Consider the following 18,960-nt stretch of genomic DNA (forward strand, 5'->3'; position numbering starts at 1 on the left):
AAAATATTTTTTAGCTCTGCCAATTTCATAAAGTTTGCTACATAAATAGACGAAATAAATGGTTAGCTTAATAAACTTGTAGCCGCCTCATCTGTAAACCACGTCAATTTTCCATCAACTGGGTTAATTAATTGAGCAGGATATTTGCTAAAATCTTTCTCTTCATCGCCAATTACATGTTTAGTTGCTTCAGCTTTGTTTTCGCCAAAAACTAAAAATGCAACATGATCTGCTTGGTTAATTAATGGTGCAGTTAAGCTAATGCGATGTGTATTTAACTTTTCTACATAAACAGCCGCAACTGTAGCCTTATTATTTTCTACTAAATCTGTACCCGGAAAAATTGAAGCTGTGTGTGCATCATCGCCCATGCCCAATAAAATTAAATCGAAGTTAATTTCTTGATGTTTAAAATGTTTGTCTATAGCTTTTTTATAATCAGCGGCAGCATCTTCTGGCGCCAAAGAAGTATTTACATAGAAAATATGATCTTCTTTAATACCTAAAGGATCTAGCAAAGTTTTTTTTGCCATTAAGCCATTGTAATTTTCATCGGTTGATGCCACATTTCTTTCATCACCAAAGAAGAAATATACTTTTTCCCAGTCAATTCTATGCAGGCATTCGGTAGCTAAATACTGATACAATGCTTTAGGAGAACTTCCACCAGTAAGTACAAAATCAAATTTATCATCTTCTTCTATAGACATTTCTGCTATTTTGATAATGTAATCGGCTAAATCTTTATTCAGTTCGTCGACTGTTTTATAGATGAGTAGGTTCATATTTTTAATTTTTCATAATTGCGAGAGTTCAAACAACGAAGCAATCTATCTAATAGGAAAGATTGCTTCTGCTGATCGCAACGACGGTTTATGTATTTGTTATTTATCTTTTAATGGTAAGGTAAACCAGTGGAAACCATCTCTTGCAATTAGTGCTTCGGCTTCTTCTGGTCCCCAACTATCTGCTGCATAATTAGGGAAGTTCAGCGATTTTTTACTTTCCCAAGTATTAATAATAGGCATTACCAATTCCCATGCTGCCTCTACTTGGTCGCCTCGCATAAATAATGTTTGGTCGCCGTTCATCACATCTAAAAGCAAAGTTTCATAAGCTTCTGGAGTATCTGTATCATAGGTCCCTTTATAATCAAAAACCATATCAACAGGATTTAATACCATTTTTAAACCAGGTCTTTTAGCTTGAACTTGTAAACGAATGCTCATTTCTGGCTGTATGCTGATGATTAAACGGTTTTGTGTCCAAGTTTCGGTTGCTCCAGCAGAAAATATGTGGTGTGGCACATCTTTAAACTGAATGGTTATAATTGATGAGGTTTGATTTAGTCGTTTTCCTGTTCTTAAATAAAACGGAACACCCTGCCAACGCCAATTGTCGATAAAAAACTTAACAGCTGCAAAAGTTTCGGTATTTGAATTTTTATCAACCCCTTTTTCAGTTCTGTAACTTGGTACTTCTTTGCCCTCTACCCAACCTTTGCTGTATTGTCCGCGAACAGCATTGGCACTTATTTCTTCTGGCTTAAAAGGGCGCATTGCCTTTAAAACCTCAACTTTTCTGTGCCTAATTTCATCCGCATCGTAGTTTATTGGAGTTTCCATGCCAACCAAACATAACAATTGCAACAGGTGATTTTGGATCATATCTCTCAAAGCACCAGCGCCTTCATAATAGCCACCTCTATCTCCAACGCCCAATTGTTCAGTTACCGAAATTTGCACATGTTCAATGTGGTTTCTGTTCCATAATGGCTCAAATAACGAATTCGCAAAGCGGAAAGCCATCATGTTTTGTACGGTTTCTTTACCCAGATAATGATCTATACGATAGATTTGTTTTTCGGTGAAAATTCCACTTAGTAGTTGGTTTAATTCTTTTGCAGTTTCTAAATCATGACCAAAAGGCTTTTCGATAACGATGCGGCTGTTATCTTCATCTTCGGTTAACTTATATTTTTTTAAACATTCTGCAATTAGCGGAAAAAAGTTTGGAGCCACAGCCAAATAGTAAATTACCTGGGTATTTTCGCCAAATTCATCCTGATATTTTTCTATTTCTTTTTTTAGGTTTTCAAAAGTTTTTGGATCACTTATATCAACAGAAGAATAATGAACGTTAGGCTCAAATTCAGCCCATTGCTCTTTATTTACTTTTCCATTTCTAGAGAATTGGTTAACGCTACTTAAAATTTCTTCTTGGTATTTTTTATCCGTAAACGAAGTTCTTCCCGTACCAATAATCGAATATTTTTCTGGCATATAACCTTCTGTGTATAAGTTATATAAAGCTGGGGCTAGTTTTCTTTTGTTTAAGTCGCCAGTACCGCCAAAAATTACAAAAATAGTAGGATGAAGATTACTCTTTTTTTTCATGATTTATGAATTTGTATTCATTTGTTGAGCTTTGCTCAGTGTAAAAGGGTATGTATTTAATTATAAATTTTTGTTCCAATCAGCGTGAAATACACCTTCGCTATCAATTCTCTCGAAAGTATGAGCGCCAAAAAAGTCTCTTTGTGCCTGAGTTAAATTAGATGGCATTCTGCCTGTTTTTAAAGTATCGAAATAAGTTAAAGCAGCAGCAAAACAAGGGATAGCCAAGCCTGCATTAATTGAAGATGAAACTACATTTCTTGTACCTTTTAAGCTCTGTTTAATTTTCGCTTGTACATTCTGGTCAGAAAAAAGATGCTGTAAATCAGGCTGTTTTTTATAAGCTTGATAAATGTCTTCTAAAAACTCTGCTCTAATGATACATCCACCACGCCAAATTTTAGCAATTTCTGACATATTTAAGCCGTATTCATAATCAATAGATGCTTTCCACAATAAGTGCATTCCTTGTGCGTAGGCATTTGCCATTGCAAAATAAAATGCTTCTTCTAAATCATCAATAAAACTCGCATCAGCTTCTATTTTTTCTGTTGGTCCAAATGCTTCATTTAACTCAACTCTTAATTTTTTAAGTTTAGATAAATTTCTAGTAGAAACTGCTGCATCAATAGTTGGTATTGGCATTTCTACATCCATAGCAACTTGCGATGTCCACTTACCCGTTCCTTTAGATTTTGCTTCATCTTTAATTTCATCAACCAATAAATTACCAGTTTTCACATCCTTAAATAAGAAAACATCTTTGGTAATATCCATTAAAAATGATTTTAATCTTCCATTATTCCATTTTTCAAAAACTTGCTGAATTTGATCATTGTCATAATCCAATCCGTTTTTCATAATTTCATAAGCTTCGGCCAATAACTGCATAATGGCATATTCTATACCATTGTGGGTCATTTTTACAAAGTGACCAGATGCACCGGCACCAATGTAGGTTACACATGGATCGCCATTAACTTTAGCAGAAACTGCTTCTAGCATATCTTTTACAACTGCATAAGCTTCTTTATCGCCACCTGGCATCATACTTGGGCCAAAACGAGCTCCTTCTTCACCACCAGAAATTCCCATCCCGAAAAAATGAATGCCTTTATCCTTTAGCTCTAAATATCTTCTGCTGGTATCGGCGAAATAAGAGTTTCCACTATCAATGATGATATCTCCATTTGAAAGTAGTGGCCGTAATTCTTCAATTACACTGTCTACAATTGCACCTGCTGGTACTAAAAGAATGATGGTGCGAGGCGATTGAAGACTATCAACAAACTGATTAATATCTGCAAATCCTTTTAGGTTATGCTTTTTGCCTTCTTCTTCAAAAATTTGAAGCATTTTTTCGCTTTTGTCGTAGCCAGTAACTGCAAAACCGTTATCTGCCATATTTAGCAATAAATTCCTTCCCATGGTACCTAAACCCACCATCCCAAAGGCAAATTTTGCTTGATTTTCTTTATTCATTTTATGCTTTTATTAAACTTTCTAAAATTGATTTACTTTTCTCGAAGCTCTCATGCACATGTGCATTTAAACCCATCTGCTTTGCTATAGCCACGTGAATTGCCCTATCATCAAAATACAAACAGCGTTGAGGATCTTCTTGCGCTATGCCCAAGGCCAGTTTAAAAATAGAAGGGTCTGGTTTCGAAAAACCCACTTCGCAAGACGAGACGAATGCATCAAAACAATCGTGAAGCTTAAAGTGCTTAATACGGTAATCGTTAAACTCTTTGCCTTCGTTATTAATAGAGAAGATTTTTATACCTGTTTCCTTTTTAAAATTGATTAGCCAAGGTAAAAATCCTGGCAATTGTGTCGATTTACTGAACATAAAATCAGCAAACTCTTGTTTACTAAAATCTCTTTCTACATTAAAGATAACCGCTTCTAGGTATTGATCTAAAGTAAGTTTGCCATTTTCAAATAAACCAAATGCAACAGCATGATCTTTTGGAAACTGAATTGGATCAAGCTTAAACTTTTCAATCGCCTCTTTTCTTGATGAATGATTCCAACCATCGCTCAGTAAAACTCCACCAATGTCTAAAAAAAGTAATTTGATGTTGCTCATTATTTTTTCTTCGGATGTACGGTGAACACATGGTATTTTTCTTTAGCAAGCCATAATTTAGCGCCACCTTTTATTCCATCTTTATTTGATACTAATTTAATGTTCTTATCTAAATCAAAACTAATTTCGTTGGAATTACCTCCGCCGATGTAAAGCTTATCATAATTAAAAACAGTTTTGTAAATCTCGATGATATATTGTAAACGCTTATTCCATTTCTTTTTACCAACTTTATGAAAACCTCTATCACCAATAAATTCATCAAAATCTTCGGTTTTGCTTACTGGTAAATGTGCCAATTCTAAATGAGGTAAAAGTTCTCCATCAAACAAAAGTGCAGTACCAAATCCGGTTCCTAGTGTAAATACAATTTCGAAACCTTTGCCACTTACAATACCTAAACCTTGCTGATCTGCATCATTAATTAAGCGAACAGGTTTGCCAAACATGTCTGCAACTTGCTGCGCTAAATCTACGTTTAACCATTTATTTTCAGCTAAATTAGGTGCAGTTTCTACTATTCCTTTTTTTACATAACCTGGAAAGCCGATTGATACCTTCTCAAATTTTTTAAAATCGGCACATAATTTTTTTATTGATTTTAAAATCTCTTCTGGTGTTGAGTTTTTAGGAGTAGGTGTTTTTTTAAAATCTGTTAATAATTTTCCCTTCGGACTTAATAAGCAGGATTTTATATTGGTGCCGCCAATGTCTATTGATAAAATATCACCTTGTGGAACCTTTGTTTTTGTAGGCATAAGCTTTATTTTTATAATGAAGAATTCAATTCATCAATTAAACAAAAATACAAGGATTAAGTTGGCTTAAAGGTATATTTAATGTAATTAATTGTGGTTAATTATCAACACAGCTCTTTTTTTGTTGGTAAAATATTTCCAATACGTTTCAATTTATATTGCATAACAGTTCATAACAGTTAACTTTTAAGCAATTTATATTTTAGTAAACCAAATATTCATTGTATGCAAGCATTTTTAGGCGTAATCTTTCATTTTATCGGCGGTTTTGCCTCTGGTAGTTTTTACATCCCTTACAAAAAAGTTAAAGGTTGGTCGTGGGAAAGCTATTGGATAGTTGGAGGAATTTTTTCGTGGTTAATCGTTCCGCCATTGGCAGCTTATTTAACCATCCCAAACTTTGGAGATATTATTGCAACCACTACCGGAAGTATTTTAACCTTAACCTATTTTTTTGGTGTTTTATGGGGTATTGGTGGCTTAACCTACGGCTTAGGTGTTCGTTATTTGGGCGTATCTCTTGGTAGCTCAATCATATTGGGCTTATGCATGGTTTTAGGCTCTATTTTACCTTCTATTTATTTTGATGTTTTCCCAAAAGAAGGCAAAGATACTTTTACGATGTTTTTAACTACCGATTGGGGCCGAATGGTGCTTTTGGGCTTAGTTGTTTGTGTAATTGGTATTGTTATTTGCGGCAAAGCCGGAATGATGAAGGAAAAACAGTTAAAATTAGATTCTAAAGATCCACACGGTGATGTAGTTAAAACAGAATATAAATTTGGCTTAGGCTTATTTGTTGGGATAGTTTCTGGTGTGTTAAGCGCTTGTTTTAACTTCGGTATTGAAGCAGGTAAGCCAATGGCAGATATTGCGAATGCTGCATGGAAAACTTTAAATCCGACAGAAACTGGTAATTTCCTTTTCTCTAATAATGTTACTTACGTTGTTGTGTTGTGGGGCGGTTTAACTACCAATTTTATTTGGTGCATGATTTTAAATGCCAGAAACAAAACTTTTGGCGATTATACCAATCCTAAAACACCGCTATTAAAAAATTATATCTTCTCGGCATTGGCCGGAACAACATGGTTTTTACAGTTTTTCTTTTATGGTATGGGCGAGAGTAAAATGGGCAATGGCGCAAGTTCGTGGATTTTACACATGGCATTTATCATTCTAATTGCAAATGTTTGGGGCCTTGTGCTTAACGAGTGGAAAGGAGTTTCTAAAGCTACGCTTAGAACAATCATTATTGGTATTGCAACCATTATAGTATCTGTACTTATTGTTGGGTACGGTAATTCAATTAAAGTTTAAAAAATAAAAATATATACAAATGTCAATCGATACAAAGAGTTATAAATACGTTAGTTACTTGTGGGATGATGAAGAGGCGGCTAAATTGGCTGGAGATGAAGTTGCCTTATTAATTTATCGTTCGAATTTATTGGGAGCTGATTTACGTTTAACCAATTATGGTGGGGGAAATACATCATGTAAATTGATGGAGAAAGACCCACTTACGGGTTCAGAAACTGAGGTGATGTGGGTTAAAGGTTCTGGAGGTGATTTAGGAACATTGAAAAAAAGTGGGTTAGCTGCACTTTATGTAGATAGATTGAGAAGTCTAAAAAATATTTATCGCGGTGTTGAGCGTGAAGATGAAATGGTTGAATTATTTAACCACTGTATTTTCGATTTAAGCTCTAAAGCACCATCAATTGATACACCGTTGCATGGATTTTTGCCTTTTGCACACATTGATCATTTACACCCAGATGCAGCAATTGCCATCGCGGCAGCTAAAGACGGAAAGAAAATAACAGAAGAGTTATTTGGTGGTACAATTGGTTGGGTTGAGTGGAAAAAGCCTGGTTTTGAGTTGGGCTTATCTTTAAAAAAATGCTTAGATGAAAATCCTGGCATAAGAGGTATAATGTTGGGCTCACATGGTTTGTTTACTTGGGGCAATACTGCTTACGAAAGTTATGTAAACACGTTAGATGTGATTGAGATTTGTTCTGAATATCTTAATGCAAACTATGGTAAAAAAGGTCCTGTTTTTGGCGGACAAAAATTGGAGAGTGCTACTGATGAGAATCGTAAAAAACAAGCTGCTGCTTTAGCTCCAGTTTTACGTGGTTTATGTTCATCAAAACAACACATGATTGGTCATTTTACTGATGATACAAGGGTGTTGGAATTCATTAACTCAAATGACTTAAGTCGTTTAGGGCCAATGGGTACGAGTTGTCCAGATCATTTTTTGCGCACCAAAATTTCTCCATTGGTTTTAGATTTAGCAGTTGATGCAGATTTAACAGATGTTGCTACTTTAAAAGAGAGATTAACCCCAGCATTTGAAGCGTACAGACAAATGTATACCGATTATTATGAGGCTTGCAAGCATGATAATAGTCCTGTAATTCGAGATACCAATCCTGTTGTAATTCTTTATCCTGGCATCGGAATGTTTACTTTCTCTAAAGATAAACAAACGGCAAGAGTAGCTTCAGAATTTTATATCAATGCCATTAATGTAATGAAAGGTGCTGAAGCAATTTCTGAATACACCTCATTGCCACATCAAGAAGCATTTAATATCGAGTATTGGTTGTTAGAAGAAGCAAAATTGCAACGCATGCCTAAACCTAAACCATTAACAGGTAAAATTGCACTAATTACAGGCAGCGCAGGCGGTATAGGGAAAGCAATTGCTAAAAAGTTTGTAGCCGAAGGTGGTGTTGTTATTTTAAATGACATGAATGCAGAGCGCTTAGCAGAAGCAGGTGAGGAGTTTAAAAAACTGTATGGTAAAGATGCCTATAGTACAGCTATTTTAGATGTAACTAGTGCTGCTGATATCAACTCAGCTTTCGATAGCGCTGCTTTAGCTTTTGGCGGTATAGATATTGTGATCAACAATGCAGGTTTGTCAATTTCTAAAACCATTGCCGATCACGGCGAAAAAGATTGGGATTTGTTATATGATGTATTGGTAAAAGGTCAGTTCTTTATTACGCAAGCGGCAGCAGCAACCATGAAAAAACAAGAAATTGGTGGTGATATTATCAATATTGTAAGTAAAAATGCTCTAGTGAGCGGACCAAATAATGCTGGTTACGGTAGTGCAAAAGCTGCTCAATTGCATTTAAGTAGATTAAATGCTGCAGAACTTGGTGCAGACAATATTCGTGTTAACGTAGTAAACCCAGACGCGGTAATTAGCGATAGCAATATTTGGGCAGGCGGTTGGGCTGAAGGAAGGGCAAAAGCATACGGAATTACTGTTGCAGAATTGCCTGCTTATTACGCAAAACGTACCTTGCTTAATCAAATTATTTTACCAGATGATATTGCAAATGCTTGTTTTGCTTTTGTTGGCGGCTTGTTAAGCAAATCAACAGGTAATATGTTAAACGTTGATGGCGGAGTAGCCATGGCGTTTGCGAGATAAATAAAAAATTAACCACGGATGCAAAGGATGAACACAGATAAGAAATTTGATCTGTGTTTATCTGTGTAAATCAGTGGTTCAAAACTAACCTATAACCAAATACTCATGAACATCGAGAAAAACCAAATAGCACAACATAACGATATCCTAATTAGCAAGCACGAACAAAAGCTCAGTTATTTAAAAAATGAATGGTCTCATGTAGATCTTGAAGCAGTAATACAAAAGTTAGTTGATTTTCAAATTGCGATACCTAGTTGGGCATTGGGAACTGGCGGTACACGTTTTGGCCGTTTTGCTACAGCTGGTGGAGAGCCAACAAATTTGGAGCAAAAAATTGAAGATGTTGGTTTGCTACACGCACTAAACAATTCTAGTGGTGCTATTTCTTTACATATTCCTTGGGATATTCCTCAAAATCCAGAGCAGATTAAAAGTTTAGCCGCTGGTTACGGGTTAAAGTTCGACGCAGTAAATTCAAACACTTTTCAAGATCAGCCTGGTGCGCCAGTAAGTTATAAATTTGGTTCATTGCAACATGTAGATAAAGCGGTAAGAAAACAGGCAATTGAGCATAATATCGAAGTAATTAAACAAGGTATATCTTTAGGTTCAGAATCGTTAACCGTTTGGTTGGCAGATGGATCATGTTTTCCGGGTCAATTAAATTTTAGAAAAGCTTTCGAAAACACGTTGAGCAGTTTGCAAGAAATTTATTCGGCCTTGCCAGCAAATTGGAAAATGTTTGTAGAGTATAAAGCTTTTGAGCCTAATTTTTATTCAACAACTGTTGGAGATTGGGGCCAATCGTTATTATACGCTAACAAATTAGGTAAACAAGCCTACACATTGGTAGATTTAGGTCACCATTTGCCGAATGCCAACATCGAACAAATTGTATCCTTATTGTTAATGGAAGGCAAATTGGGTGGTTTCCATTTTAACGATTCTAAATACGGAGATGATGATTTAACAACGGGAAGCATCAAACCCTATCAGTTATTTTTAATTTTTAATGAATTGGTTGAGGGAATGGATGCAAAAGGAATGGATCATGCCACAGGTTTAGGCTGGATGATTGATGCATCACACAACGTGAAAGATCCATTAGAAGATTTGTTACAATCTATAGAAGCCATTATGATCGCTTATGCGCAAGCTTTATTGGTAGATAGAAAAGCTTTAATCTCAGCGCAAGAAAATAATGATGTGGTAACTTGTCAAGAAATATTACAACATACATTTAGAAGCGATTTAAGAGCTCTTGTTGCCGAAGCAAGATTAAGGGCTGGTGCAGCGTTAGCTCCATTAAATTTATATAGAGAATTAACTTGCAGAAAAACGCTAGTTGCACAACGTGGATCTAATACTGTAGCTACAGGATTATAAAAAAGAGAAATGCCAAAACCTGTAATCGCCATATTTGACGTTGGAAAAACCAACAAAAAGTTATTCTTAGTTGATGAAGAGTATAAAATCGTTTACGAAAGGGCAGCTAGATTTATCGAAACCTTAGATGAAGATGGCGAGCCTTGCGAAAATTTAGAAAGTTTAATTTCATCAGTTTATGATTCTTTACATCAGGTGCAAAAGATGGAAGAATATGATATCAAAGCAATTAATTTTTCTACCTATGGAGCAAGTTTTGTTTATTTAGATGAAAATGGAACACCATTAACACCACTTTATAACTACTTAAAAGCTTATCCAGCAGAGCTGAGTAATGAGTTTTATGATCGATATGGTGGAGAAGAAAAAATCGCTCAAGAAACTGCTTCGCCAATATTAGGCAGTTTAAATTCAGGTCTTCAACTTTATCGACTAAAAAAAGAGCAACCTGCAATTTTCGAGAAAGTTAAATATGCACTTCATTTGCCGCAGTATTTGAGTTATTTAATTACAGGTAAGGCATTGGCCGATATTACCAGCATTGGTTGCCATACACAACTGTGGGATTTTAATAAAAATGAGTATCACCATTGGGTAAAAGAAGAAGGCTTATTGCCAAAACTTGGAGAATTTACACCCGCTGATTCGAGTTTAGATATCACCTACGAAGGGAGAAATTATAAAGTTGGTGTAGGTTTACACGATAGTTCGGCAGCTTTAATCCCTTATTTAGAGAATTTTAATACGCCATTTATACTATTATCTACCGGCACTTGGTGTATTGCTTTAAACCCTTTTAACCAAAATCCTTTAACAGCAGCAGAGCTGAAACAAGATTGTTTATGTTATATGCACTTTAAAGGTAAAGCAGTTAAAGCATCAAGAATATTTGCTGGTAATGAGCATGAGCAACAGTTAAGTCGTATTGCCAATCATTTTGATAGAGCAGCCTATTTATTCAAACATTTAAAATTTAATGCATCATTATTTTTAAAGTTGGCCGCAAAAGTGCCAGAAAATGCAGAGCCAATTAAAGAATTTACAACTGTATCAGCTTTTGCTAATCGAGATTTAAGTTTGTTTAAAACAGCTGAAGAAGCATATCATCAATTGATATTTGATTTGGTAAAACAGCAAATTTATTCTTTAAACCTAATTTTAAATGCTGGTGTTACTCGGATTTTTGTTGATGGAGGCTTCGGTAAAAATGCAATTTATATGCATTTGTTAGCTATTTCATTACCAAACATTGAGGTGTATGCATCTTCTGTATCTCAGGCAACTGCAATTGGTACTGCTTTGGCAATTAATAACGCCTGGAACAATAATCCCGTGCCTACGGATATTATAGAGTTAAAATACTTTTCTGCTATACAGCGTACGCTATAAAGCCTATTTTCGTTAAATATTCCTATCTTCAAATTGTTTAACAAGCCTAGTTTTGAAACCAAAAGACCTTATAGCGCATATTGTTGTAGATGAATATTCATCAACGCCTAAATACAAACAGCTTACCAATGCTATTTTGTCGGCCATTTCTAGTGGTAAACTAAAAAAGAATAGCCTGCTTCCTTCCATAAACGAGCTTAGTTTTAAATTAGAAATTTCTAGAGATACCGCCGAAAAAGGATATCGACATTTGCGTAAACTTGGTGTTGTAGAATCGGTTCCTGGTAAGGGATTTTTTATCGTTAACGTAGATTTCGCACGCAAACTTAAAATTTGCTTGCTCTTTAATAAATTGAGCACACACAAAAAAATCATTTACGATTCATTTGTAAAATCAATTGGTGAACAGGCAATGATAGATTTTTACATCTACAACAATGATTTTGCACTCTTCAAAAAAATCCTGATTAGCAAAAAAGATGATTATACTCATTTCGTAATTATTCCTCATTTTAATGAAGGAGGAGAAAATGCGCATGAAATAATAAATACTATCCCAAAAGAGAAGTTAATCATTTTAGATAAACTTTTGCCTGGTATTACTGGAGATTATGCGGCGGCTTACGAAAATTTTACTTTAGATATTTACAATGCTTTAGAGCAAGCATTAGAAAGACTGGCAAATTACGATACGCTTAAAATTATCTTTCCAAAAGATAGTTACTTTCCTCAAGAAATCTTAACTGGCTTTTATCGCTTTTGTCAGCAATATGCTTTTAATCACAAAGTGATACACAATATTAAAGATGAGGAAATTAATAGGGGTGAAGTGTATATCAATTTAATGGAAGATGATTTGGTAATTCTTATTGAACGCTTAATTACCTTAGACTTGAAAATTGGAAAAGATGTAGGTATAATTTCTTATAATGAAACTCCTCTTAAGCGTTTCATTTTAAATGGGATCACCACCATTTCTACAGATTTTAATGAATTAGGCAAAAAAGCTGCTGAACTAATTATAGAAAATCAAACCCAGAAAATAGAAATTCCATTTTATTTGAGGTTAAGGAAATCGTTGTAATTTTTTGAAATTAATTACATAAGAATTCTAGGTTGTTTTTTAAAACAGAGAAGCACTATCTCCATAGTGCGACCTAATTACACTCAAAATCTCTGTTCCATATTGCATTGCTTTTCCTTCGCCTATGCTCTTTAGTTTTGCCAATTCGCTTAGTGTTTTGGGTGGTTTGGCAGCGATGTCAATCAGGGCCTGTTCTGAGATGAGTTGATGAACAGAGATGTTCTTTGCTTGAGCGGCGAGCTGTCTCCAATTTTCAAGTTTAGTAAAAAGAATAGGGTTGGAGCTAACCGAAACCTTTGGAACTGGCTTGGTGTATTGCTCAAGTTCGCGGTAATCGGCACTGGCACTTGTAATGGCTTCTTTAAGTTGGTAAAGTTCATGCAAATCTTCCATCTGAATAAATGCTGAAGTTTTTTCTTTAATCCATGCCATCAGTTGGTTCATTGTAGGCAGATATTCTGGATGAAATGGAATATTTTCGGTCTGCTCATGTATAGAAAGCAGTCCTGATGAAAGCTCATTAAGCTGCGGTAAAAAATAACCTGCCGCTTTTTTTAATCTTAGTTTAAATTGTTCATTAAGTCCACTGTATCCATTCATTTCCCGTTGGATAAAAAGTTGCCCAACTTGGTTAATCTTCTTTTTAGTGAGTTCAGAAAGTGCTGCGCTTTGCTTACTCAAGGTAAGCGTTATTGGTGATGTGCTATTATAAAGAATTGCTGTAAGTTGCTGTAATGCTCTGTTAAAGGCCGAAAAATTGAAACAGGATTTGATAAGCTGCTTGTCACTTTCTATAATCGATTTTTCAAGCTCAGTTTTTTCTGGCTTTTTTTGGCCGTTTTTAGCCATAAAGCTAAATACCGCTGGGTCAGTAATAATATTACGCATGTGAACTTTTTCCCTTAGCACCATTCCTTCAAGGTTTCTACATCTGCTAAGTGCTACATAGGTTTGTCCGTGAGCAAATGCAGCACCTACGTCAATAACTGCTTTATCAAAGGTTAGCCCTTGACTTTTATGGATAGTAATTGCCCATGCAAGTCTAAGCGGGAATTGCGAGAAAGTACCAGCAGTTTGCTGGTTCAGCTCTTTTCCATCTTCTGAGAGCGCATACTTGTTATTCTCCCAGATTTCTCTGCTTGGCTGAAAGCTTGATTGGTCATCAAGGAAAGTCAAATTGATTTCTTCTCCACTAATGCTGTCAATTTTTGCTGTTCTTCCATTGTAATACTGCTTTTTGCCCGAACTGTCGTTTTTAATAAACATCACCATCGCTCCTGGCTTAAGTATTAGTTGCTCAAGTGTAGGATGCGCTTCCTTTGGAAAATCTCCGGTAATCTGCGCAGTAAAGGCATGCGCTTCACCCTCAAGCTTCTCAAGCCGCTGCTGATTAATCTCATTAACAAGCGGGTTGTGCGTAGTTAGGGTTACATAGGTAGAGAGATCTACCTCGTTTAGGTTATCTACATGCTGACCATTAAGCTTATCCAATAAATCTGGTGAAATGTTGCCGCTTCTCACTCCAGCTAATATATCAATGAATTCTGGATCATTCTGCCTGTATACTTTTTCAAGTTCAAAAGTAGTCAGAGGGCTTTGCCTTAAACTAATGCTATCAAAAAAGTAGGGGCTTTGATAATGTTTAGCGAGTAAATGCCAATCGTTTTGGAATACGGGCGGTAGTTGATAAAGGTCGCCCGTCATTAAAAGCTGTACGCCACCAAAAGGCTCATCATTGCCTCGTATAAATTGTAGTGATCTATTGATATAGTCTATCATATCTGCTCTAACCATACTAATCTCATCTATAATCAGTAGTTCAAGGGTTTTAAAAAGCTTTGATTTTTCACTATTAAAGCTTTTTGCAGAGAATTCTGGACTATTTGTTTCTTGTGGTGGAGGTAATGGTCCGGGAGGAATTTGGAAAAAGGAGTGTATGGTTACTCCACCTGCATTAATTGCCGCAACTGCTGTTGGCGCAGTTACCACATATTTCTTTTTTGTTGTACCACGGATCTTAGTCAATAGCGTAGTTTTACCCGTTCCCGCCTTTCCTGTCAAAAAGATGGGGTTATTGGTCAGCTCTATGAACTGTAGAATAAGCTGCTGCTGGTTATTGGGCATAGATGAATTTTTGAAATAAGACTGTTGATGCTGAATATTAATTTATTTGCCTTTCTGGGTTTCTTGATGTGTAGATAGAAAGCCAACTATCAACTGATGGATCGCATCATCTTCAATTGCTGGATCGCACCTTTCTAAAGAGTGCTGAGCAGAATTATACTTTTCGATAAATGTTCCAGTCTTATCGTTAAATTTAAGGTATCCTTGATCGAAATATCTTTCTTGGATTTCTCCAGAATTATCCATAGAGCAGAAATCAAGCTTTGTAATCGAATTGTCGATTCTTTCAATCCATAACCATTTAAACCTGTCTTCTGCGGGAGCATCATTCCGGAGATCTTTTCTTTTAATCTCGAGGATAATGATGTGTTGGTTTTGTAGGTAGAAAAGGTATTCAAAATTGGCCATGGACTGTTTGCTATTGATGTGGCAAAAATAAGGCAAGTTAGCTTCAAGGCCGACAGTTTTTTTCCACATTTAAGCTTTATAGCTCAAGGTTGATTTTGATTTTTTTTTAATCAAACGCAACATTTAAGAAACGCTTACGTTTTTTATTGTGAGAGCGTTAATTTAGATGAGCGGGAAGTGCCTTTGGCTAATTTCCGCTCTCTTTTTTTATACTTTATCATTAACTCGTTTGCTAACTATAACCGCAAACTCATCCATCATTTTATTTAGAAAAAAATTAAACCAAGAAGGTCATCAGTTTTACATCTGAAATCTTTTTGAGTTAATGTAACCGAACTTTACTAAATTCTCATTTAAGAAAATAGGAATATTTAGAAACCTGCTAGAATCACAAAAACCTTTAGAAAATATCTAAAGGCTTTTGTTTTTTTGAGTGGCGGAGAGCGAGGGATTCGAACCCCCGGACCTATGACAGTCAACAGTTTTCAAGACTGCCGCATTCGACCACTCTGCCAGCTCTCCGCGACAAAAGTACGAACTCTGATTAAATCTGCAAACTGTGAATGCATCTTTTTTTAAAAAATGTGCTAAGCGCCTAAAACAGAGCAATAAAAAATTTTATTTATTTAGTTTTTCTTCCTTTTGAAGTGGTTTTTTGAACAAATTAAAGTTCGGACGAATGATTTTCACGCTTCTTTTTGATAAGTCTACGCTTGCATTTAACTCAAATCCGATCAATAAAATTAAAGAATTAAGATAAAGCCAAATCATTACCACAATTAAAGTACCGATAGAACCATAAAGTTTATTATACGAGCCGAAGTTATTAATGTAGAAAGAAAATCCCCAGATGGTTAAAAATGCTAAAATTGTAGCCAACCAAGATCCCGCACTAAAAAACTTCCATTTTTTAGCATGGGCTGGTCCATACCTGTATAAAATAGATACGGTAATAAAATACAAAATCCCTAACAATGCCCATTTAATAAACTGTATAATAAATAAGGTTATTCCACCCTTATAATCTAATTCATTTTGTAAATAGGTTAATAAGATTTCGCTTATGGCCATTGCCGCAATACAAACTATTACCGAAACTGCAATAATAAAAGTTAATACCATAGCTACTAAGCGTTGTTTTAGCCAAGTTCTCGTTTCAACAATTAGCGATGATTTATTGAATGCAACCATTAGCTTGTGCACACCATTGGTAGAGAAAAATATAGATAAGATAAAACCTACAGATAATAAACTTCCATTTTGAATATTTACAATTTCATTGATGGTAGTTTCGAAAGCTAAATAAGCATTGTTTGGCAGCACCAAAGCCAATAAATCCATTAATGTTTTTTGAAAGCCAATGCTTTTAGGGATGTAGGGGATGAGCGTAAAAAGAAAAATGATTGCCGGAAATATGGCTAGCATAAAATTGTAAGCCAAAGAAGATGCTTTGTTCACCAAAGTTTCTTTGCCAATTTCTTTAAAAAAGAAAGTTGCTACAGTATATAAAGGTAAAGGGCTAAAACCAGGTAATACGCAAGCTTTTGTCCATTTAATGAACAATCGGTAAGGAGCAAGGCGCAATAGCTGTTGGTGTACCCAATTCATTTATTTAAAATATTGACGAACCTGTTGCATAAAATTTTCTGGTGGTTGGCAAGGTCTCCGTGTTTGTCTATTTACAAACACCAGAACGGTTTTTCCAATATTAATCAATTCTTCTGCTTCGTTATATATCTCATAATCTACAGTTAGTCTTACGGTTGGTAATTCTTTTACTATAGATTTAATGGTTAAAGTTTGGTTGTAATGTGCAGGCTTTAAAAATTTAGATTGCATTTCTAAAATAGGCAACATCACACCCTCATCTTCCATGGTTTGGTAGCTCATGCCAGAGCAGGCTTCAAAACATTCGGTTCTTGCTAACTCATAATATTGGGCATAATTACTATGATGTACAACACCCATTTGGTCGGTTTCTACGTACCTAACTTTAACTTTACTTTCGTATACAAACATTATTTATAAATATTGCGTTTGTTCATTGCTGCCCTGTACTTATTGGCATTAATTTCATGTTGTTCTCTAGTCTCAGCAAAAGCATGGTAGCCAGAAAAATCCTCTTTGGCACACATATAAATGTAATTATTCTTATCAGGATTTAGAACAGCATCAATTGCATTAATGCTAGGCATCATAATCGGCCCTGGAGGCAAACCTGCATACTTATAAGTGTTATATTTAGAGTTTACAGCTAAATGCGAATTAAGCACTCTTTTAATGGTAAAATCATCGTTTGCAAAAATTACAGTTGGATCTGCCTGTAACAAAATACCACGATTTAAACGGTTAAGATATAAACCTGCAATAGTTGGCATTTCTTTATCAAACAATGCTTCAGAATCAACAATAGAAGCGAGGATTGTTGCTTGAATAGGGCTAAGGTTTAAGGCAGCAGCTTTTTGCTTACGATCTGCATTCCAGAATTTGGTGTATTCTTTTTGCATTTTTTCAAAAAAATCAAGCGGACTAGTATTCCAATACAATTCGTAAGTATTTGGAATAAACATTGTGTAAACAGTCTCTTTATTAAAACCATATTTTTCTATTAATGCTGCAGAATCCAAAACTTGCATAAAAGAAGCAGAGTCAGCTTCTACATTTTTCGCTAAATAAGCTGCAAAGTTTTCAATTTTCCTGATGTTTTGAAACTTTAACTGTACTGCATCTTGGTTTCCAGATTTTAACTTATTAATTAGCGTTCTGTTGTTCATGCCAACCTTTATCGCATACCTGCCAGATTTTAAGCTGTTTGCCAAATTCATTTTAGCTGCGGCCTCTTTAAATGTTGCTATGCTATTTAAAGCATCCTTATTTTCTAGGTTGCTAATAAATTCATCGTAAGTTGCTCCAGTTTTTATATAGATGTACTTTTCATTGCCGGTTACATTTGCCGATAAATAAGTTCTATAAACATTCAATCCAAAATATCCGCCAATGGCTAAAATTACTAAAGCAATTACTAAAATAATTTTGGTGCTTTTCGAAGTCGTTTTTTTATTCAATTCAGTCATCTCTACGATCTAATTTTTTGGTTTATTGGTTAAGGTAATGTTTACAGGCGTGCCTATTTTAACTTTAACAATGGTGTCTGCTGGTAAAGGAAATTGAGAAACAATAACAGCATTTGCTGTATCGGTAATTTCTCCTTCATAACTTATTGTACCTAAGGTTAACATGGCTCCTCTTAATGAGAACTTAGCCTCATCTAATGGTAGACCTAGCAAACTCGGTAACTCTACATCTTCATTTCCTCTACCATCGCCTAAGGTTAAGTTTATTCTCGATCCAGTTGGCAACACTTCTCCAGTTTTAATTAGCTGCCCGCCAAAGTAAGTCTCTAAAACTACGTCTTTTGCAACATCTGGTTTGTAAGTAGTGTCGCCAAGTTTTAAACGATAACTTTCTAAAATTGCTACAGCTTCCCTTAGCGATTTATTTTCAATGTCAGGGAAATTTACATTAGGTGCCTGAGAAGTGTTTATTGTTAAATAGATCGTCCTGTTATCTTTCACAAATGTATTTGCATCAGGATCTTGATCTGTAACAATGCCTGGAGGTTTATCCATTATAAAAACCGAATCAATCTCATATCTTAAACCAAGTTCTTCTAACTTACTTACCGCTTGAGATAGTGTTAGACCTTTGAGCTCTGGCACATTTAAGCCTTCACCATGTTTGGTGTAATAACGTAAACTAAAAAAGGCAATCAGCAAGATTACAGCAACTGTAAAAATGGCGGCTATAAAGTTATTTCTAAAAGATTTTGTTTTAAGATATGCAATAAATTTGCTCATTTA

General features: G+C 35.3%; 16 protein-coding genes and 1 tRNA gene. 5 read left to right on the forward strand and 12 right to left on the reverse strand.

Annotated features, from left to right (window positions below):
• Positions 1-62: 62 nt before the first annotated feature.
• The 5 genes from pgl to AC07XU_RS12695 all read right to left on the reverse strand — a co-directional run bounded on the left by pgl (position 63) and on the right by AC07XU_RS12695 (position 5,246).
• On the reverse strand, positions 63-785 hold the full coding sequence (gene pgl, locus AC07XU_RS12675) for a 6-phosphogluconolactonase (protein ID WP_494943998.1): 723 nt from the start codon (positions 783-785) through the stop codon (positions 63-65).
• 99 nt (positions 786-884) lie between these two features.
• Positions 885-2,396 carry a glucose-6-phosphate dehydrogenase gene (gene zwf / locus AC07XU_RS12680; protein ID WP_494943999.1) on the reverse strand — a complete coding sequence of 504 codons (1,512 nt, stop codon included), beginning with the start codon at positions 2,394-2,396 and terminating at the stop codon, positions 885-887.
• 60 nt (positions 2,397-2,456) lie between these two features.
• Positions 2,457-3,878, reverse strand: a complete 1,422-nt coding sequence (gene gnd / locus AC07XU_RS12685; RefSeq protein WP_494944000.1) for an NADP-dependent phosphogluconate dehydrogenase — start codon at positions 3,876-3,878, stop codon at positions 2,457-2,459.
• 1 nt (position 3,879) lies between these two features.
• Positions 3,880-4,488 carry an HAD family hydrolase gene (locus AC07XU_RS12690; RefSeq protein WP_494944001.1) on the reverse strand — a complete coding sequence of 203 codons (609 nt, stop codon included), beginning with the start codon at positions 4,486-4,488 and terminating at the stop codon, positions 3,880-3,882.
• Positions 4,488-5,246, reverse strand: coding sequence for an ROK family protein (locus AC07XU_RS12695; protein WP_494944002.1), 759 nt, complete (start codon positions 5,244-5,246; stop codon positions 4,488-4,490). The genes AC07XU_RS12690 and AC07XU_RS12695 overlap by 1 nt, the downstream gene beginning before the upstream one ends.
• 225 nt (positions 5,247-5,471) lie before the next feature.
• On the opposite strand from AC07XU_RS12695, the gene rhaT reads away from it, so the two are divergent.
• From rhaT to AC07XU_RS12720, 5 genes are all read left to right on the forward strand, one after another.
• The gene (gene rhaT / locus AC07XU_RS12700) at positions 5,472-6,566 is read left to right on the forward strand and encodes an L-rhamnose/proton symporter RhaT (protein WP_494944003.1); all 1,095 of its coding nucleotides are present in this window, start codon (positions 5,472-5,474) and stop codon (positions 6,564-6,566) included.
• 19 nt (positions 6,567-6,585) lie between these two features.
• A complete protein-coding gene (locus tag AC07XU_RS12705; RefSeq protein WP_494944004.1) occupies positions 6,586-8,706 on the forward strand; it encodes a bifunctional aldolase/short-chain dehydrogenase in 2,121 nt (706 codons plus the stop codon).
• Positions 8,707-8,811: 105 nt separating this feature from the next.
• Positions 8,812-10,095, forward strand: a complete 1,284-nt coding sequence (locus AC07XU_RS12710) for a sugar isomerase (RefSeq protein ID WP_494944005.1) — start codon at positions 8,812-8,814, stop codon at positions 10,093-10,095.
• A 9-nt stretch (positions 10,096-10,104) separates the two neighbouring features.
• Positions 10,105-11,484, forward strand: coding sequence for an FGGY-family carbohydrate kinase (locus tag AC07XU_RS12715; RefSeq protein WP_494944006.1), 1,380 nt, complete (start codon positions 10,105-10,107; stop codon positions 11,482-11,484).
• Between the two features lie 52 nt (positions 11,485-11,536).
• Positions 11,537-12,568 carry a GntR family transcriptional regulator gene (locus AC07XU_RS12720; RefSeq protein WP_494944007.1) on the forward strand — a complete coding sequence of 344 codons (1,032 nt, stop codon included), beginning with the start codon at positions 11,537-11,539 and terminating at the stop codon, positions 12,566-12,568.
• 39 nt (positions 12,569-12,607) lie between these two features.
• Here AC07XU_RS12720 and AC07XU_RS12725 read toward each other — a convergent pair whose 3' ends face one another.
• The 7 genes from AC07XU_RS12725 to AC07XU_RS12755 all read right to left on the reverse strand — a co-directional run bounded on the left by AC07XU_RS12725 (position 12,608) and on the right by AC07XU_RS12755 (position 18,957).
• The gene (locus tag AC07XU_RS12725; protein ID WP_494944008.1) at positions 12,608-14,692 is read right to left on the reverse strand and encodes an HRDC domain-containing protein; all 2,085 of its coding nucleotides are present in this window, start codon (positions 14,690-14,692) and stop codon (positions 12,608-12,610) included.
• A gap of 42 nt (positions 14,693-14,734) precedes the next feature.
• Complete coding sequence (locus AC07XU_RS12730; protein WP_494944009.1) at positions 14,735-15,169, reverse strand: hypothetical protein; 435 nt, start codon at positions 15,167-15,169, stop codon at positions 14,735-14,737.
• Positions 15,170-15,534: 365 nt separating this feature from the next.
• Positions 15,535-15,622: transfer RNA gene (locus tag AC07XU_RS12735), tRNA-Ser, on the reverse strand.
• A 96-nt stretch (positions 15,623-15,718) separates the two neighbouring features.
• Positions 15,719-16,708, reverse strand: coding sequence for a YihY/virulence factor BrkB family protein (locus AC07XU_RS12740; RefSeq protein ID WP_494944010.1), 990 nt, complete (start codon positions 16,706-16,708; stop codon positions 15,719-15,721).
• The gene (locus AC07XU_RS12745) at positions 16,709-17,119 is read right to left on the reverse strand and encodes an acyl-CoA thioesterase (RefSeq protein ID WP_494944011.1); all 411 of its coding nucleotides are present in this window, start codon (positions 17,117-17,119) and stop codon (positions 16,709-16,711) included.
• Positions 17,119-18,174: an endolytic transglycosylase MltG gene (gene mltG, locus AC07XU_RS12750; protein WP_494944012.1), complete on the reverse strand. Its 1,056-nt coding sequence runs from the start codon at positions 18,172-18,174 to the stop codon at positions 17,119-17,121. The genes AC07XU_RS12745 and mltG overlap by 1 nt, the downstream gene beginning before the upstream one ends.
• A 9-nt stretch (positions 18,175-18,183) precedes the next feature.
• On the reverse strand, positions 18,184-18,957 hold the full coding sequence (locus AC07XU_RS12755) for a PASTA domain-containing protein (RefSeq protein ID WP_494944013.1): 774 nt from the start codon (positions 18,955-18,957) through the stop codon (positions 18,184-18,186).
• Between the last annotated feature and the right edge of the window lie 3 nt (positions 18,958-18,960).

The organism is Pedobacter sp. GW456-11-11-14-TSB4 (assembly GCF_059424425.1).

Coding starts and splice junctions, on each gene's coding strand:
- rhaT (WP_494944003.1), top strand. CDS start 5,472: ATGCAAGCATTTTTAGGCGTAATCTTTCATTTTATCGGCGGTTTTGCC.
- AC07XU_RS12715 (WP_494944006.1), top strand. CDS start 10,105: ATGCCAAAACCTGTAATCGCCATATTTGACGTTGGAAAAACCAACAAA.
- zwf (WP_494943999.1), bottom strand. CDS start 2,396: ATGAAAAAAAAGAGTAATCTTCATCCTACTATTTTTGTAATTTTTGGC.
- AC07XU_RS12690 (WP_494944001.1), bottom strand. CDS start 4,488: ATGAGCAACATCAAATTACTTTTTTTAGACATTGGTGGAGTTTTACTG.
- mltG (WP_494944012.1), bottom strand. CDS start 18,174: ATGACTGAATTGAATAAAAAAACGACTTCGAAAAGCACCAAAATTATT.
- AC07XU_RS12755 (WP_494944013.1), bottom strand. CDS start 18,957: ATGAGCAAATTTATTGCATATCTTAAAACAAAATCTTTTAGAAATAAC.
- AC07XU_RS12705 (WP_494944004.1), top strand. CDS start 6,586: ATGTCAATCGATACAAAGAGTTATAAATACGTTAGTTACTTGTGGGAT.
- AC07XU_RS12745 (WP_494944011.1), bottom strand. CDS start 17,119: ATGTTTGTATACGAAAGTAAAGTTAAAGTTAGGTACGTAGAAACCGAC.
- AC07XU_RS12710 (WP_494944005.1), top strand. CDS start 8,812: ATGAACATCGAGAAAAACCAAATAGCACAACATAACGATATCCTAATT.
- gnd (WP_494944000.1), bottom strand. CDS start 3,878: ATGAATAAAGAAAATCAAGCAAAATTTGCCTTTGGGATGGTGGGTTTA.
- pgl (WP_494943998.1), bottom strand. CDS start 785: ATGAACCTACTCATCTATAAAACAGTCGACGAACTGAATAAAGATTTA.
- AC07XU_RS12695 (WP_494944002.1), bottom strand. CDS start 5,246: ATGCCTACAAAAACAAAGGTTCCACAAGGTGATATTTTATCAATAGAC.
- AC07XU_RS12740 (WP_494944010.1), bottom strand. CDS start 16,708: ATGAATTGGGTACACCAACAGCTATTGCGCCTTGCTCCTTACCGATTG.
- AC07XU_RS12730 (WP_494944009.1), bottom strand. CDS start 15,169: ATGTGGAAAAAAACTGTCGGCCTTGAAGCTAACTTGCCTTATTTTTGC.
- AC07XU_RS12725 (WP_494944008.1), bottom strand. CDS start 14,692: ATGCCCAATAACCAGCAGCAGCTTATTCTACAGTTCATAGAGCTGACC.